The following is a 14,603-nucleotide window of genomic DNA, read 5'->3' as shown; positions in this document are numbered from 1 at the left end:
AGGACGAGAATGTGGGCGACGCGGATTAACGGCGGCTTGCCGTAATCGCTACAATTGCAGGGAGCAGCTTACCGCCAGTCCCTGACGTCGACGAAGTGACCGGCGATCGCGGCCGCCGCCGCCATTGCTGGCGACACCAGATGCGTGCGGCCCTTGAAACCCTGGCGGCCCTCGAAATTGCGGTTCGAGGTCGAGGCGCAGCGCTCTTCCGGCTTCAGCTTGTCCGGGTTCATGGCAAGGCACATCGAGCAGCCCGGCTCGCGCCATTCGAAGCCGGCCTTGATGAAGATCTTGTCGAGACCCTCAGCTTCGGCCTGCTCCTTCACGATGCCGGAGCCCGGCACCACCATGGCATTGACGTTCGCTGAAACGGTCTTGCCTTCAGCAATCTTCGCTGCCGCGCGCAAATCCTCGATGCGGCCGTTGGTGCAGGAGCCGATGAAGACGCGATCGAGCTTGATGTCGGTGATCTTCGTGCCCGCCGTCAGGCCCATATACTTCAGGGCGCGATGCTTGGAGATGCGCTTGGCTTCGTCCGCGATCTTGTCGGGGTCGGGCACGATGCCGGTCACGGAGATGACGTCCTCGGGGCTGGTGCCCCAGGTCACGATCGGCGGCAGCTTTGCGGCGTCGAGGCGCAGCTCGTGGTCGAAATGCGCGCCCTCGTCGGAGCGCAGTTTCTCCCAGTAGCGCATCGCCTCGTCCCAGGCCGCGCCCTTTGGCGCCTTCGGGCGCTCGCGCAGGAAGTCGTAGGCCTTCTGGTCGGGTGCGACGAGACCGGCCCGCGCGCCGCCTTCGATCGACATGTTGCAGACCGTCATGCGGCCTTCCATACTGAGCGCACGGATCGCGTCGCCCGCATATTCCAGCACGTAGCCGGTGCCGCCCGCGGTGCCGATCTCGCCGATGATGGCCAGGATGATGTCCTTGCCCGTCACGCCGTCAGGCAGTTTGCCATCGACGGTGACGCGCATGTTCTTGGCCTTCTTCTGGATCAGCGTCTGCGTCGCCAGCACGTGCTCGACCTCGCTGGTGCCGATGCCGTGCGCGAGCGCGCCGAACGCGCCATGCGTCGAGGTGTGGCTGTCACCGCAGACGATGGTGGTGCCGGGCAGCGTAAAACCCTGCTCGGGGCCGATGACGTGGACGATGCCCTGGCGCTTGTCGAACTCGTTATAATATTCGATGCCGAATTCCTTGGCGTTCTCGGCCAGCGCCTTGATCTGCTCGATGCTTTCAGGATCAGGATTCGGCTTGGTGCGGTCGGTGGTCGGCACGTTGTGGTCGACGACGGCGAGCGTCTTCTCGGGCGCGTGCACCTTGCGACCCGTCGCGCGCAGGCCTTCGAAAGCCTGCGGCGAGGTCACCTCGTGCACCAGGTGGCGATCGATGTAGAGCAGGCAGGTGCCGTCCTCGGCTTCGTGCACCAGATGGTCGTTCCAGATCTTGTCATACAACGTGGTCGGCTTGGACATGAGCTTAAGCTCCGAAGAATGTGTAAGCGGATGTGCGCGCCTGGCGCGCGGGCAACAAATCGTCAGCGCAGCTTTTAGGCTGCGCGCGTAAGCTCTGACGTTGCCGAGGTCGTGAAGCGTCCGAAGAACCGGCCAGGCAGCCGCGAGCGATCGTCGATGACGATGCGCTTGACGGGGGCGAGGCTGGTCAGATCTGGAAACATTCTAGAAGCTATATAGCATGCAGCGGTAAAAGCGCGAGAGTTTCGAATTCGTCATTGCGAGGAGCTCTTGCGACGAAGCAATCCAGAGTCTCTCCGCGGAAAGATTCTGGATTGCTTCGCGGAGCCTGTCATCGGGCCGCGCTTTGCGCGGACCCGGTGGCTCGCAACGACGGTGGGGCAAAACAAAAAAGCGCGGAGCCGAGCCCCGCGCTTTCTAGAACTTGCCTGGTGGCGATGCTTACTCGCCGACGGCAGCCTGGCGGTCCTGCTTCTCGACGATGCGGGCCGACTTGCCGCGAAGGTTGCGGAGGTAATAGAGCTTGGCGCGACGCACCTTGCCGCGGCGCACCACCTTGATCGAGTCGATCATCGGGGAGAGCAGCGGGAACACGCGCTCGACGCCCTCGCCATAGGAGATCTTGCGCACGGTGAAGCTCTCGTTGAGGCCACCGCCGGAACGGCCGATGCAGACGCCCTCATAGGCCTGCACGCGGGTGCGGTCGCCTTCGACGACCTTCACGTTGACGATCACGGTGTCGCCGGGGGCGAATTCCGGGATGTCCTTGCTGGCGGACAGCTTGTCGAATTGCTCCTGCTCGAGCTGCTTGATCAGGTTCATGGGTAAATCTCCATCGGCGCGCCCAGCCTTCGAAACGGGGGCTGCGCGAAATTCGTCTATCCAGCCATTGCGGATGTGGCCGCTCCTATAAGGCAAGCCGGAGCGTTTGTCACCCGTCTGTCTTGTTTTTTGGCGTTTTTTGGCGGCCGGCCCGATTCGGGGCCTTGCTCGGGATCTGGGCCCACAAATCGGGCCGCCGGGCCGCCGTCAGGGCCTCGGATTGCGCGCGCCGCCAGCTGGCGACCTTGGCGTGGTCGCCGGAGGTCAGGATATCAGGGATCGGAGCCCCCTCGAACAGCTGCGGGCGGGTGTATTGGGGGTATTCGAGCAGGCCGTCCGAAAAACTTTCCTCGGTTCCAGAGGCCTCCTTGCCCATCACCCCCGGCAGCAGCCGGACGCAGGAGTCGATCAGGGCCATGGCTGCGATTTCGCCCCCGGACAGCACGTAATCGCCGATCGAGACCTCCTCCAGGCCGCGCCCGTCGATCACCCGCTGGTCCACCCCCTCGAACCGCCCGCAGACGATCAGGGGGCCGGGGCCCCTGGCCAGCTCCACAATCCGGGCCTGGGTCAATGGCCGACCGCGCGGGCTCATCAGCAAGCGCGGCCGCTCCGGATCGATTTTGGCGGCATCGATGGCCGCGGCCAGGACGTCCGCCCGCAGCACCATGCCCGGCCCGCCGCCGGCCGGGGTGTCGTCCACGCTCCGATGCCGGTCGGTGGCGGAGGCCCGGATGTCCCGCGCCTCGAGCTGCCACAGCCCGCCAGCCAGCGCCCGGCCAGCCAGGCTCACGCCGAGCGGCCCCGGAAACATGTCCGGAAACAACGTCAGGACCGTCGCGCGCCAGGGATTTGTCATCGTATCCAAAAAGTCTCGTCGTCCCGGCGAAGGCCGGGACCCATAGCCACCGTACTCAGTTTTGCGAGGGCTGGAGCGATCAGCTTACCCAAAACCATGATTTGTGGTTATGGGTCCCGGCCCCCGTGCGCTTTGCGCACTAGGCCGGGACGACCCGGAGAAGGGAGGTCGCCTTCGTCCTCGCCCTCGATCTCCTGCGGCAGCGCGATCACGACACGGCCGCCGGCGATATCGACCTCCGGCACCACCGCGTTGGAGAACGGCAGCAGCAGCGTCGGGCCTTTGGGCGGGGCGATCTCGATGATGTCGCCGGCGCCGAAATTCTGGATCGCGACGACGCGGCCGAGCGGCTCGCCGTCCGTGGTGACGGCGGCGAGCCCGATCAGGTCGGTGTGGTAATATTCGCCCTCGTCGGTCGCCGGCAGCTTGTCGCGCGGAACGTAGAGTTCGATGCCGTTGAGGCGCTCGGCCTCATCGCGGGTCGTGACGCCCTTGAACGTTGCGACCAGATGATCTTTGGCCTCGCGCGCTGATGCTACCTCGAACTGGCGTTTGCCGTCCTTGGACAGCAGCGGACCGTAGCGTCTGATGGCAAAGGGATCTTCGGTGAAGGTCCACAATTTGACCGCACCGCGCACCCCATGCGCGGCGCCGATCCGCGCGACGCAGACCAGCGCCGACATGGTCTGGCCTTACGCCTTCGCGGCGGCTTCGGCCTGCGCCTTGCGCTCCTTGCGCGGCACGGCCTTCTGCGGGTTGTTGCGCGCTTCGCGCTTCTTGACGCCGGCGGCGTCGAGGAAACGCGCCACGCGGTCCGACGGCTGCGCGCCCTTGGCGACCCAGGCCTTCACCTTCTCCATGTCGAGCTTGAGGCGCGCCTCGTTGTCCTTCGGCAGCAGCGGGTTGAAATAGCCGAGACGCTCGATGAAGCGGCCATCGCGTGGAAAGCGCGAGTCGGCGACGACGACGTGGTAGACGGGGCGCTTCTTGGTGCCTGCGCGGGCGAGGCGGATAACGACGGACATTCAGTTCTCCTTCAAAGTACGGTTTGTTCGGTTGATTGGTATTCCGCGTTGCGTGGGACCGATGCGGTCCCCCGCGACGAATTCCTCATTTCTTTTTGCCCGGGAAACCGCCGAGGCCCGGCAGTGTCGGCTTGCCGCTCAGTCCGGTCAGACCAGGAAGGTTCGGTAGGCCCTGGCGCAAGCCCGCAGGGAGATCCTTCGGCAGATTGGGCAGACCCTGTCCGCCGCCGCTCTGCATCTTTTCCTGAAGAGCCTTCATCTCTTCGGGAGACGGCATCTTCATGCCGCCGCCAAAACCCATCGCCTGCGCGATGCCGGCGAGCGGACCGCGCTTGCCCGAGCCCATGGCCTTCATGACGTCGGCCATGTTCCGGTGCATCTTCAGGAGCTTGTTGACGTGCTCGACGCTCTGGCCAGAACCCGCGGCGATGCGCTTCTTGCGGCTTGCTTTCAGCAAGTCGGGATGACGACGCTCGTCGCGCGTCATGGAATCGATGATCGCGACCTGGCGCTTCAGGATCTTGTCGTCGATCCCAGCGGCCGCGATCTGGTTCTTCATCTTGGAGATGCCGGGCATCATGCCCATCAGCCCGCTGATGCCGCCCATGTTCGACATCTGCAACAGCTGCTCGCGCATGTCGTTGAGGTCGAACTGACCCTTGCGCATGCGTTCGGCGGTGCGCGCGGCCTTCTCGGCGTCGATGTTGGCGGCGGCGCGTTCGACCAGCGAGACCACGTCGCCCATGCCGAGGATACGGCCGGCGATACGATCGGGATGGAAGTCCTCCAGCGCGTCGGTCTTTTCACCGGTGCCGATCAGCTTGATCGGCTTGCCGGTGACCGCGCGCATCGACAGCGCGGCGCCGCCGCGGCCGTCGCCGTCGACGCGGGTCAGCACGATGCCGGTGAGGCCGACGCGCTGATCGAACGAGCGCGCGAGATTCACGGCGTCCTGGCCGGTGAGGCTGTCGGCGACCAGCAGCACTTCATGCGGGTTGGCCGCGGCTTTGATCGCGGCTGCCTCCGCCATCATCTCTTCGTCGAGCGTGGTGCGGCCGGCGGTATCGAGCAGCACGATGTCGTAGCCGCCGAGCTTGCCGGCTTCCAGCGCGCGCTTCGCGATCTGCGGCGGCTGCTGGCCCGTCACGATCGGCAGGGTCGGAATGTCGAGATCGCGGCCGAGCACGGCCAGCTGCTCCATCGCCGCCGGGCGGTAGACGTCGAGCGAGGCCATCAGCACCTTGCGCTTGTCACGCTGGACCAGGCGGCGGGCGAGCTTTGCGGTGGTGGTGGTCTTACCCGAGCCTTGCAGGCCGACCATCATGATCGGCACCGGCGGCACGGAATTGACGTCGATGGTCTGGCCTTCGGCGCCGAGCGTGTTGATCAGCTCGTCATGGACGATCTTGACCACCATCTGGCCGGGGGTGACCGACTTGACGACGGTGGCGCCGATCGCCTGCTCGCGCACGCGCTCGGTGAAGCTGCGCACCACCTCCAACGCGACGTCGGCCTCCAGCAGCGCGCGGCGCACCTCGCGCATCGCGGCATCGACGTCCTTTTCGGTCAGCGCACCGCGCCCCGTCAGACGATCGAGAATTCCGCCAAGCCGTTCCGACAGATTGTCGAACAATGCCTTTGTCCTTTTTTACCTCTCCCCGCCTGCGGGGAGAGGTCGCCGCGCACTTGCGCGGCGGGTGAGGGGGTACGGGACCATCTACGCGCATCACACGCGCAGGGAGCCCCTCACCCCGACCCTCTCCCCGCAAGAGCGGGGCGAGGGAGAAGAAAGTCCAAACACCTTTGCGCCCGAGGGCGCACAGCGCTGTCGGGCGTTGACCTCCGGCCTCCAGGGCCAGTCGGCGGGTCGAAAAGAAAGCCTTTCCGAGAAAGTGGCGGGGTTAAACGCCGCTCACGCCCAAAAGTCAAGGAAAGTTAGGGTGCCGGGGCACTCCTGCGAGGGCAAGGTCCTGAAAATAGAGCCCTTTCGGCTGCCGGTTCCTTTTCCCAGGGCTTCGCCCATATAGAAGGTGATGACCTCTCTCCGCTACCATCCCTAAAAGCCCGCCGTGCCGATCACCCGCCGCCGCGTGTTCGGACTGCTTGCCGGTGCCGGCGCGCTGGTCGGTGTTCCGTCCCTTTGGATGTCCCGCATGAAAACCTACGATGGTCCCGCCTCCGACCATTTCAACGGTCTGCACTTTTTCGATCCCGACGGCGCACCGCCGAAATCACTTCGAGAGGTGCTGCGCTGGCAATTCGGCGGCAAGCGGCAGCGCGCGAAATGGCCGGATTGGGTCCCCAGTCCGCACGCCGACACCCCGCCGGCGCGTGTCGACGGCGACAAGGTGCGGCTCTCTTTCGTCGGCCATGCCAGCTGGCTGATCCAGACCGGCGGCCTCAACATCCTGGTCGATCCCGTCTGGTCGGTGCGGGCCTCGCCCGTCGCCTGGGCCGGGCCGAAGCGGCACAACGATCCCGGCATTTCTTTCGATCATTTGCCGAAGATCGATGTCGTGCTGGTCTCGCACGGGCACTACGATCATCTGGACATCGCGACGCTGTCGCGGCTCGCCAAGAATTTTGCCCCGCGCGTCGTTACCCCGCTCGGCAACGACGTCACGATGCGCAGCTCCGATCCTGCGATCAAGGTGGAAGGGTTCGACTGGCACGACCGCGTCGAGCTCGGTGGCGGCATCGCCGTGCATCTGGTCCCGACCCGGCACTGGACCGCGCGCGGCGTGTTCGATCGCAACAAGGCCCTATGGGCGAGCTTCGTGCTGGAGACGCCGGCCGGCAAGATCTACGTCGTCTGCGATTCCGGCTATGGCGATGGCAGGCATTTTCGACGCGTCGCGGAGAAGCATGGGCCGTTGCGGCTCGCGATCCTTCCCATCGGCGCCTACGAGCCGCGCTGGTTCATGCGTGACCAGCACATGAATCCGGAAGATGCCGTGAAGGCGCTCGCGGATTGCGGCGCGCAGGAAGCGCTCGGGCATCATCACGGCACGTTCCAGCTGACGGATGAGGCGATCGATGCGCCGGCAAAGGCGCTGGTCGAAGCGCTCGATGCCGCGAAGATCCCGCAACAGCGGTTCGTGGCGATGATGCCGGGGCAGGTGGTGGAGATTTAACTCTCTCCAAGCATAAAAATCGTCGTCCTGGACAAGCGAGCGGAGCGAGCGCTGATCCAGGACCCATTACCACAGAGAGTGGTTTGACGAAGACACGTTGTTGCCAGCTCGCGCTGCAACTACGCACTGGGGTAATGGGTCCTGGCTTTCGCCAGGACGACGGCTGAGATTGTGTTGGCAGCCTGCCTCTTGCGGCGCTTACTGCCCCGGCTTGATCGCCCAGCTCACATTCACCGTCACCGACAGCGTCTCCTCGCCGGGCGCGACGGCTGCGGGTGCAGCCATCGGAGCCGCCGCCATGCGGCCCTTGAACAGCGGCACCGGGCCGCCGCCCTCGGTGACGCTGAGCGGCGCGCCCAGCGTCACGCCGGCAGCCTTGGCGTAGATCTCCGCCTTGCGGCGGGCATCGGCGACCGCCTGCTCGCGCGCATCATCGAGCAGTTTTGAGGCTTGCGTCACCTCGAACGAGATATTTCCGATGTCGTTGGCGCCGGCGCTGACCAGCGTATCGATAATGCCGGCGACTTTGGTCACATCGCGAATTTTCACGGTGACGCGGTTGGAGGCGCGGAAGCCGACCACGGGTGAAGCGCCGGTGGATTTGTTCTGGCCGTATTGCGGCTGCAGCGACAGGCGCGAGGTCTGGTAATCCTTCTCGGCGATGCCGGCGCCCTTCAGCGCCAGCAGCACCTTGCCCATCGCCGCGTTGTTGGCGTCGGAAGCCTCCTTCGCTGACTTGGCGTCGTTGGCGACGCCGGCATCGATCTGCGCGAGATCGGGCGCCGCGGAAATCCTGGCTTCGCCGCTCACCGAAATGACGGACGGAAAATCGTCGGCGCGTGCGGGGGCCAAAAGCAGCGTGGTGGTGAAGACGGCGACAAGGGGCGTCAAAAGGACGGCAGGCTTTTTCATCATTCTCACTTCAGCGGCACGAAAACATTGATCACGAGCTTGTCCTCGGCCGTCTTCAGCGGATCGGTGAGGTACTCCTCGATGAAGGTGTCCTTGGCTTCCAGCCTCTTGTCGTCGAGGTGGTTGGTGATCGCCTCATAGGTGTTGTCCATGTTGTCGTAGGAGCCGCGATGGACGAATTTCAACGCCTTGCCCTCCGGCGATTTGCCGATGCTCATGTCCTTCGGCAGGTTCTTCGGATCCTGCTCGACCGGGATCTGCGCGAGGAAGGTGAAGCCGGTGTCGTCGGTGGAGGTGTAGACGATCATCGAATTGCCTGATGGCTTGATGCCCTGCTTGTCCAGCAGGGCGTTCAGCGCCTTGAAGGCGTCGATCAGCGTGTCGAAGGCCGAGTCCCAATTGGCAGTGCCCTTGACCATCACGACCTTTTTGGGCTCGAGCATGGTCTCGAGGCCAAAGGGATCGGCGGTCTGCACTGGGGCGGGGGTGGCGGCTGCCGCGGGCGGGGGCGCCGCCGGGCTGGGTGAGGCGCTGGCTGCGGGCGAGGGCGTCGCAGCGGGTGAGGCGCTGACCGCCGGCGCGGGCGTTGCCACCGGCGCAGGCGAAGCACTCGCGGCAGGAGATGGCGAAGCCGATGGCGCCGGCGAGGGACTTGCCGACGCGGCCGGCGCCGGGCTCGGTGTTTGCGCCAGAACTCCGGACAGGCCAAACGACAAGGCCGCCGCCGGGATCAGCGCGGCCAAAGCGAGACGACGAAACCTGATCATTTTGTTCTCCCCAAGACCTTGTGTCCCAAGGCCTAAATCCGTCCTGCACCCGGCCGCGCCTCCCGGTCGCGCGAACGGCGCAGTTCTAACACGCGAGCGCCAAATTCGTCCCATGACAGATGCGTCATGGGCGGCCTCCAGGGCGCTTCGCAGCAAACCGCTGGCCAAGCCGGCAAGGATCGCCATATAAGACGGGCGAAATTCGGGAATTTTCATGAGCGCGCTGGCCAACCACGCATTTGCCAAGATGAACGGCATCGGCAACGAGATCGTCGTTGTCGACATGCGCGATTCCGCAAGCCGGGTGACGCCGGACGACGCGCGGGCGGTGGCGTCCGCCAACGGCGGCGTGGCTTACGACCAGCTCATGGTGCTGCAGAAGCCGCGGCTGGCCGGCACCGAAGCCTTCATCCGCATCTACAACAATGACGGCTCCGAGGCCGGCGCCTGTGGCAACGGCATGCGCTGCGTGGTGCGCCGCATCTTCGAGAAGAGCGGACAGACCACCGCGACGTTCGAGACGGCAGCGGGCTTGCTCAATTGCTGGCAGGGCCCCGCGCCCGACCTCTACACCGTCGACATGGGTGTGCCGAAGTTCGGCTGGCAGGACATTCCGCTGGCGGAAGAGTTTCGCGACACCCGCTACATCGAGTTGCAGATCGGGCCGATCGACAATCCGATCCTGCACTCGCCGTCCGTGGTGAGCATGGGCAATCCGCACGCGGTCTTCTGGGTCGAAGACGTCAACGCCTATGATCTCGAGCGTTTCGGTCCGCTGCTCGAAAACCATCCGATCTTCCCCGAGCGCGCCAACATCACGCTCGCCCATATCGTCGATCGCGACCACGTCACGATCCGCACCTGGGAGCGTGGCGCCGGCCTGACCAAGGCGTGCGGTTCGGCGGCCTGCGCCACGGCCGTCGCTGCGGCGCGGCTGAAGCGCGCCAATCGCAACGTCGAGATCACGCTGCCCGGCGGCAAGCTCGGCATCGAATGGCGCGAGCGCGACGACCATGTGTTGATGACGGGCACCGCGACCTTCGAATATGAAGGCAATTTCGATCCGGCGCTGTTCGCGCCGGTCGGCTGATGGCCGTCGACGTCGTCACTTTCGGCTGCCGCCTCAACGCCTTCGAGGCTGAGGTGATCCACCGCGAGGCGGAGAGCGCCGGCCTTTCCGACACCATCGTCATCAATAGCTGCGCCGTCACCAATGAGGCGGTGGCGCAGGCGCGCCAGTCGATCCGCAAATTGAAGCGCGAGCGGCCCGGTGCCCGCATCGTCGTCACCGGTTGCGCGGCGCAGACGCAAGCCGCGATGTTCGCCGCTATGGCCGAAGTCGATCGCGTCGTCGGCAACGACGACAAGATGCGCTCGTCCGCATGGCGCGATGCGCGCGTGGCGTTCGATCTCGACGCCAGCGAGAAGGTCGCCGTCAGCGACATCATGGCCGTGAGGGCGATGGCGCCGCATCTCGTTGACGGCTTTGCAACCGGCCTGCCGCGCGTCTTCGTGCAGGTGCAGAACGGCTGCGACCATCGCTGCACCTTCTGCATCATACCGTTCGGCCGCGGCAACTCACGCTCGGTGCCGATGGGCGCGGTGGTCGAACAGGTGCGGGCGCTGGCCCTGCGCGGTCACGCCGAGATCGTGCTCACCGGCGTCGACCTCACCAGTTACGGCGCTGACCTGCCGGGCGCGCCCAAGCTCGGCATGCTGACCAAGCAGATCCTGCGGCACGTGCCGGAATTGAAGCGCCTGCGCATCTCCTCGATCGATTCGATCGAGGCAGATGACGATCTGTTGGATGCCATCGCCGACGATGCGCGGCTGATGCCGCATCTGCACCTATCGCTGCAATCCGGTGACGACATGATTTTGAAGCGGATGAAGCGGCGGCATTCGCGACGGGATGCGATCGCGTTCTGCGACCAGGTGCGCCGCCTGCGCCCGGACGTCATTTTCGGCGCCGACATCATCGCGGGCTTCCCGACCGAGACCGAGGAGATGTTCTCGCGCTCGCTTGATCTCGTCGAGGAATGCGGCCTCACCTTCCTGCACGTCTTCCCCTACTCGCCACGCCCCGGCACGCCGGCCGCGCGGATGCCGCAGGTTGCGGGCGGCGCGATCAAGGAGCGCGCGCGGCGGCTGCGTGCAGCTGGCGAGGCGGCGTTGCGGCAGCGCCTGCAAGCCGAGATCGGCGCAACGCGCGAGGTGCTGATCGAGAGCGAAGGGCAGGGACGCACGGAGCATTATCTGCCGGTGGCGATTGCACGCGAACGTGTGGGCAGCATCGTGCCACTCAGGATCGCCGGCAGCGATGGCGAGCGGCTGACCATATAGTCCGCTGCTTTCTTCCTTCTCCCCTTGCGGGAGAAGGTGGCGCGAAGCGCCGGATGAGGGGTTGCTTCAGCGCACTCGCATTGAGAGAGTCATGCGCGGAGAGAGACCCCTCACCCGCCTCGCTTCGCGAGGCACCCTCTCCCGCAAGGGGAGAGGGGAAGAGTCTACAACGCCCGCACCTGCCAGAACCGAAGCGTGCGCCGCGCGTTCTCCGGCGTCATTCTCGCAAAATGGCCCTGCGCCTGCGCGAGATCTGCCGGCTTCATCGCGCCCGTCGCGTAACGGCTTTCGAGCACGGCGGCGGTGGTGTCCCAGCCGAGTTGCGCGGCCTTGCACGGCACCAGCAGCCCGTCGTCGCGCAGGCTCTGCATCAGCGGGCGAATCACCTCGACGGTTGATTCGGACAGCGCTGCAAGCGCCGCCACGGTCTCCTCGTAGCGCCGCTGTGTGGCGAAGCCGAGCAGCGTCGCTTCGTTGAGCCGGCCGTGCGCTTTCAGATTTGCGATGGCCCGCTTGGCGCCTTCGAAATCGCGAACGCCAGACATCTCGCGCTCGACGCCGACGGTGACGGCGGCAATCGCGCTCTGGATTTCCTCGAACAGATGCGGTGGCGCGCGTGACAACAGGCGGGTGCGCACGGCATCGCTCGCCGAGCGCAGCAATTGCCGGCGCAGCTCCGACGGCAAATCGACGCGGACGCCGATGCTGATTGCAAGCTCCGGATCGCTTTCGGCCTGTCCGACGATGATGGCAAATCCGCTGCCGGAGACACGCGCGCCGGGATTGGCCGCGAGCCGCCGGCTGACGCTGGGATAGCGCCGCGCCAGCAGTGCATCGGTGACGATCTCCTTCAGCCACCAGCGGCCGGCGACCGCGAGCAGATGCGGCTCGCCCTTGCTGGAGGCGATCTTCATCAGCTCGCCATCGTCGAGACGCGCGGATTCCTGGAGCACGGGTCCGGCGATACGGATCTCGTCATTGTTGGCGAGGCGGCGGATCACGGATGGCGGCGCCTGCGCGATCGGCGCGAGCTGCGCGCTGATCTCGGCGAGCGCAACGCGGGCGCCGATGTCGGCGATGGCGCGCAGCTCGATGGTGCCGATCAGGCGCTCGAGCACATCGTCGAACAGCGCGATCTGCTCGTCGTCAAAACTGCCGGCGGAAGCCAGGAACAGGTCGGTGACGCGACGGGCCGTCTCCAGCCCTTTTTCCGGCGAGCCCATCCGTATCGCGGATTCGACCTCGTCGACGATCGATAGCTCGGCCTTGGACATCACGCGCTGCTCGTCCTGAGCGGTTACGGAAGCTTGTTCTAAGCAACAGCTATCATTAGAGCCGAGCGCTGAACGTTTCGTAAACCATGGCCTGAGGCCGACTAGTTTTAGCGAGATGCCGCCGCAGCGTCAGTGCGCTCCCTCCAGAGGGACTCCCCAAGAGGAGAGAACCCTCACCCGGCGCTACGCGCCGACCTCTCCCGCAAGCGGGAGAGGTTCAGTCCCCGTTCCATCCGCAGGCGCGGAGGCGCTCGTGCATGTGGGGCGGAGCCGGCGCCACGACGCGGATCGGCTCTTTGTTCCGGGAGATCGGCACTACGATCTCGCGGGAATGCAGGTGCAGGCGCGGCTCGCCGAAGCGCGGGCCGTTGCCGTAAATGTTATCGCCGACGATCGGCCAGCCGGTCGCGGCCGAATGCACCCGCAATTGATGGGTCCGTCCGGTCACCGGTTCCATGGCGAGCCAGGCGAGGCCCGCGCCCCGGCCCATCACTTTCCAGTTGGTGATCGCCTTCTGCCCTTCCGGATCCGGCTTCTGCCACCAGCCGCGCTCGGCATTGAGGCGCCCAAGGGGCATGTCGATGCTGCCTTCGTCTTCAGCAGGGCCGCCCTCGACCACGGTCCAGTAGGTCTTGCCGATCTTGCCGTGCTTGAACAGGAGGCCAAGCGAGGCTGTCGCCTTGCGGTGGCGGCCAAGCACGAGGCAACCGGAGGTATCCTTGTCGAGCCGGTGGGCCAACACCGGCGGCCGCGGCAGGCCGAAGCGGAGCGCGTCGAAGGAGGCTTCGAGGTTCGCCCCGCCCTTGGGGCCGCGATGCACCGGCAGGCCGGCCGGCTTGTCGATGACCAGCATCAGGCCGTCGCGATGGAGCACGCGGCCTAAGATTTCATCGGCGGTCAATTCGGGAACATCGAGCAATTGCAAGACTTTCGTTTAATCGCCGGAACGGCTAACACACCCCCGCCATGAACGATACCTCCGAGACCCCCAAGCTGAGCTGGTGGCGCCGCCTGTCCAACGGGCTGAAGCGCACGTCGTCCTCGCTCGGGACCGCGGTCGCCGACCTCGTCACCAAGCGCAAGCTCGACCGCGCCATGCTCGACGACATCGAGGACGTGCTGCTGCGCGCCGATCTCGGCACGCAAGTCGCGGTACGGATCGCCGATGCCGTCGGCGCGGGGCGCTACGACAAGGCGATCTCGGCGGATGAGGTCAAGGACGTGGTCGCGACCGAAGTCGAGAAGGTCTTGGCGCCGGTGGCGAAGCCGCTCGAGATCGACGCCGGCAAGACGCCGTTCGTCGTCCTCGTGGTCGGCGTCAACGGCTCCGGCAAGACCACCACCATCGGCAAACTGTCGCAAAAGTTCGCGTCCGAAGGCCGCAAGGTGATGCTCGCGGCCGGCGATACGTTTCGCGCAGCAGCCATCGAGCAGCTCAAGGTCTGGGGCGAGCGCACCAAGACGCCCGTCATCGCCGGCGCGCAAGGCTCGGATTCGGCCAGCCTCGCCTTCAACGCACTGACGGCAGCGAAGGAGCAGAGCATCGACGTGCTCCTGATCGACACCGCCGGCCGGCTTCAGAACAAGGCCGAGCTGATGAACGAGCTCGAGAAGGTCGTGCGCGTCATTCGCAAGGTGGATGCCACCGCGCCGCATGCGGTGCTGCTGGTGCTGGATGCCACCGTCGGCCAGAACGCGCTGTCGCAGGTCGAGGCCTTTCATCGCACCGCCGGGGTCACCGGCCTCGTGATGACCAAGCTCGACGGCACCGCGCGCGGCGGCATCCTGGTGGCGCTGGCGGAAAAATTCAAACTGCCGGTGCATTTCATCGGCGTCGGCGAAGGCGTCGACGATCTGGCGCCCTTCACCGCGCGCGATTTCGCCCGCGCGATCGCCGGAATCGAATAGCGTCATCCTTCGAGACGCCGCTTGCGCGGCTCCTCAGAGCCTGACTCAAAAAGGGCGGCGAGCTTTTTAGGGTGCAGCGAGGCG

At 65.6% G+C, this 14,603-nt stretch carries 14 protein-coding genes; 4 read left to right on the top strand and 10 right to left on the bottom strand.

Features of this window, described 5'->3' with window-relative positions:
• Nucleotides 1-68: 68 nt before the first annotated feature.
• The 6 genes from leuC to ffh all read right to left on the bottom strand — a co-directional run bounded on the left by leuC (nucleotide 69) and on the right by ffh (nucleotide 5,814).
• Nucleotides 69-1,475: a 3-isopropylmalate dehydratase large subunit gene (gene leuC / locus AAE027_RS36310; RefSeq protein ID WP_370990633.1), complete on the bottom strand. Its 1,407-nt coding sequence runs from the start codon at nucleotides 1,473-1,475 to the stop codon at nucleotides 69-71.
• Between the two features lie 441 nt (nucleotides 1,476-1,916).
• On the bottom strand, nucleotides 1,917-2,297 hold the full coding sequence (rplS, locus tag AAE027_RS36305) for a 50S ribosomal protein L19 (RefSeq protein ID WP_091893038.1): 381 nt from the start codon (nucleotides 2,295-2,297) through the stop codon (nucleotides 1,917-1,919).
• Nucleotides 2,298-2,406: 109 nt separating this feature from the next.
• Nucleotides 2,407-3,156, bottom strand: a complete 750-nt coding sequence (trmD, locus tag AAE027_RS36300; protein ID WP_370990658.1) for a tRNA (guanosine(37)-N1)-methyltransferase TrmD — start codon at nucleotides 3,154-3,156, stop codon at nucleotides 2,407-2,409.
• 107 nt (nucleotides 3,157-3,263) lie between these two features.
• Entirely contained in the window at nucleotides 3,264-3,839 is a 576-nt protein-coding gene (gene rimM, locus AAE027_RS36295) for a ribosome maturation factor RimM (protein ID WP_370990632.1), read from the bottom strand.
• A gap of 9 nt (nucleotides 3,840-3,848) precedes the next feature.
• Nucleotides 3,849-4,181 (bottom strand): 30S ribosomal protein S16, encoded by a 333-nt coding sequence (gene rpsP, locus AAE027_RS36290; RefSeq protein WP_035702960.1) that lies wholly within the window; start codon nucleotides 4,179-4,181, stop codon nucleotides 3,849-3,851.
• An 85-nt stretch (nucleotides 4,182-4,266) separates the two neighbouring features.
• Nucleotides 4,267-5,814: a signal recognition particle protein gene (gene ffh / locus AAE027_RS36285; protein WP_128942198.1), complete on the bottom strand. Its 1,548-nt coding sequence runs from the start codon at nucleotides 5,812-5,814 to the stop codon at nucleotides 4,267-4,269.
• A gap of 436 nt (nucleotides 5,815-6,250) precedes the next feature.
• Here ffh and AAE027_RS36280 point away from each other — a divergent pair, with 436 nt between their 5' ends.
• Nucleotides 6,251-7,315 carry an MBL fold metallo-hydrolase gene (locus AAE027_RS36280; protein ID WP_370990631.1) on the top strand — a complete coding sequence of 355 codons (1,065 nt, stop codon included), beginning with the start codon at nucleotides 6,251-6,253 and terminating at the stop codon, nucleotides 7,313-7,315.
• A gap of 198 nt (nucleotides 7,316-7,513) precedes the next feature.
• On the opposite strand, the gene AAE027_RS36275 is transcribed toward AAE027_RS36280, so the two are convergent.
• Both AAE027_RS36275 and AAE027_RS36270 read right to left on the bottom strand, forming a co-directional pair.
• Nucleotides 7,514-8,227: an SIMPL domain-containing protein gene (locus tag AAE027_RS36275; RefSeq protein WP_370990657.1), complete on the bottom strand. Its 714-nt coding sequence runs from the start codon at nucleotides 8,225-8,227 to the stop codon at nucleotides 7,514-7,516.
• 5 nt (nucleotides 8,228-8,232) lie between these two features.
• Nucleotides 8,233-8,994 carry a GyrI-like domain-containing protein gene (locus AAE027_RS36270; RefSeq protein WP_370990630.1) on the bottom strand — a complete coding sequence of 254 codons (762 nt, stop codon included), beginning with the start codon at nucleotides 8,992-8,994 and terminating at the stop codon, nucleotides 8,233-8,235.
• A gap of 214 nt (nucleotides 8,995-9,208) precedes the next feature.
• Between AAE027_RS36270 and dapF the strand changes: the two genes are divergently transcribed.
• Together dapF and mtaB are read left to right on the top strand one after the other, a co-directional pair.
• Nucleotides 9,209-10,084 carry a diaminopimelate epimerase gene (gene dapF / locus AAE027_RS36265; protein ID WP_091893052.1) on the top strand — a complete coding sequence of 292 codons (876 nt, stop codon included), beginning with the start codon at nucleotides 9,209-9,211 and terminating at the stop codon, nucleotides 10,082-10,084.
• Nucleotides 10,084-11,337: a tRNA (N(6)-L-threonylcarbamoyladenosine(37)-C(2))-methylthiotransferase MtaB gene (mtaB, locus tag AAE027_RS36260; protein WP_370990629.1), complete on the top strand. Its 1,254-nt coding sequence runs from the start codon at nucleotides 10,084-10,086 to the stop codon at nucleotides 11,335-11,337. Before dapF ends, mtaB begins: the two co-directional genes overlap by 1 nt.
• A 164-nt stretch (nucleotides 11,338-11,501) precedes the next feature.
• Here the strand turns inward: mtaB and AAE027_RS36255 are convergent, their stop codons facing one another.
• Nucleotides 11,502-12,611, bottom strand: coding sequence for a DUF2336 domain-containing protein (locus AAE027_RS36255; RefSeq protein WP_370990628.1), 1,110 nt, complete (start codon nucleotides 12,609-12,611; stop codon nucleotides 11,502-11,504).
• A gap of 217 nt (nucleotides 12,612-12,828) precedes the next feature.
• A complete protein-coding gene (locus AAE027_RS36250; protein ID WP_370990656.1) occupies nucleotides 12,829-13,530 on the bottom strand; it encodes an RluA family pseudouridine synthase in 702 nt (233 codons plus the stop codon).
• A gap of 47 nt (nucleotides 13,531-13,577) precedes the next feature.
• Here AAE027_RS36250 and ftsY point away from each other — a divergent pair, with 47 nt between their 5' ends.
• A complete protein-coding gene (gene ftsY, locus AAE027_RS36245; protein WP_370990627.1) occupies nucleotides 13,578-14,519 on the top strand; it encodes a signal recognition particle-docking protein FtsY in 942 nt (313 codons plus the stop codon).
• Nucleotides 14,520-14,603 lie beyond the last annotated feature (84 nt).

The sequence above is a fragment of the Bradyrhizobium sp. DN3 genome (assembly GCF_041357655.1).
GTDB lineage: Bacteria > Pseudomonadota > Alphaproteobacteria > Rhizobiales > Xanthobacteraceae > Bradyrhizobium.
The sequence above is the reverse complement of the archived record's forward strand: the minus strand, read 5'-3'. Positions and strand labels throughout refer to the sequence as shown.

Bases quoted from the DNA above. Each gene is read 5' to 3' on its own strand.
- ftsY (WP_370990627.1), top strand. From the start codon at position 13,578: ATGAACGATACCTCCGAGACCCCCAAGCTGAGCTGGTGGCGCCGCCTG.
- trmD (WP_370990658.1), bottom strand. From the start codon at position 3,156: ATGACAAATCCCTGGCGCGCGACGGTCCTGACGTTGTTTCCGGACATG.
- leuC (WP_370990633.1), bottom strand. From the start codon at position 1,475: ATGTCCAAGCCGACCACGTTGTATGACAAGATCTGGAACGACCATCTG.
- dapF (WP_091893052.1), top strand. From the start codon at position 9,209: ATGAGCGCGCTGGCCAACCACGCATTTGCCAAGATGAACGGCATCGGC.
- mtaB (WP_370990629.1), top strand. From the start codon at position 10,084: ATGGCCGTCGACGTCGTCACTTTCGGCTGCCGCCTCAACGCCTTCGAG.
- rimM (WP_370990632.1), bottom strand. From the start codon at position 3,839: ATGTCGGCGCTGGTCTGCGTCGCGCGGATCGGCGCCGCGCATGGGGTG.
- AAE027_RS36270 (WP_370990630.1), bottom strand. From the start codon at position 8,994: ATGATCAGGTTTCGTCGTCTCGCTTTGGCCGCGCTGATCCCGGCGGCG.
- rpsP (WP_035702960.1), bottom strand. From the start codon at position 4,181: ATGTCCGTCGTTATCCGCCTCGCCCGCGCAGGCACCAAGAAGCGCCCC.
- AAE027_RS36255 (WP_370990628.1), bottom strand. From the start codon at position 12,611: ATGTCCAAGGCCGAGCTATCGATCGTCGACGAGGTCGAATCCGCGATA.
- AAE027_RS36275 (WP_370990657.1), bottom strand. From the start codon at position 8,227: ATGAAAAAGCCTGCCGTCCTTTTGACGCCCCTTGTCGCCGTCTTCACC.
- rplS (WP_091893038.1), bottom strand. From the start codon at position 2,297: ATGAACCTGATCAAGCAGCTCGAGCAGGAGCAATTCGACAAGCTGTCC.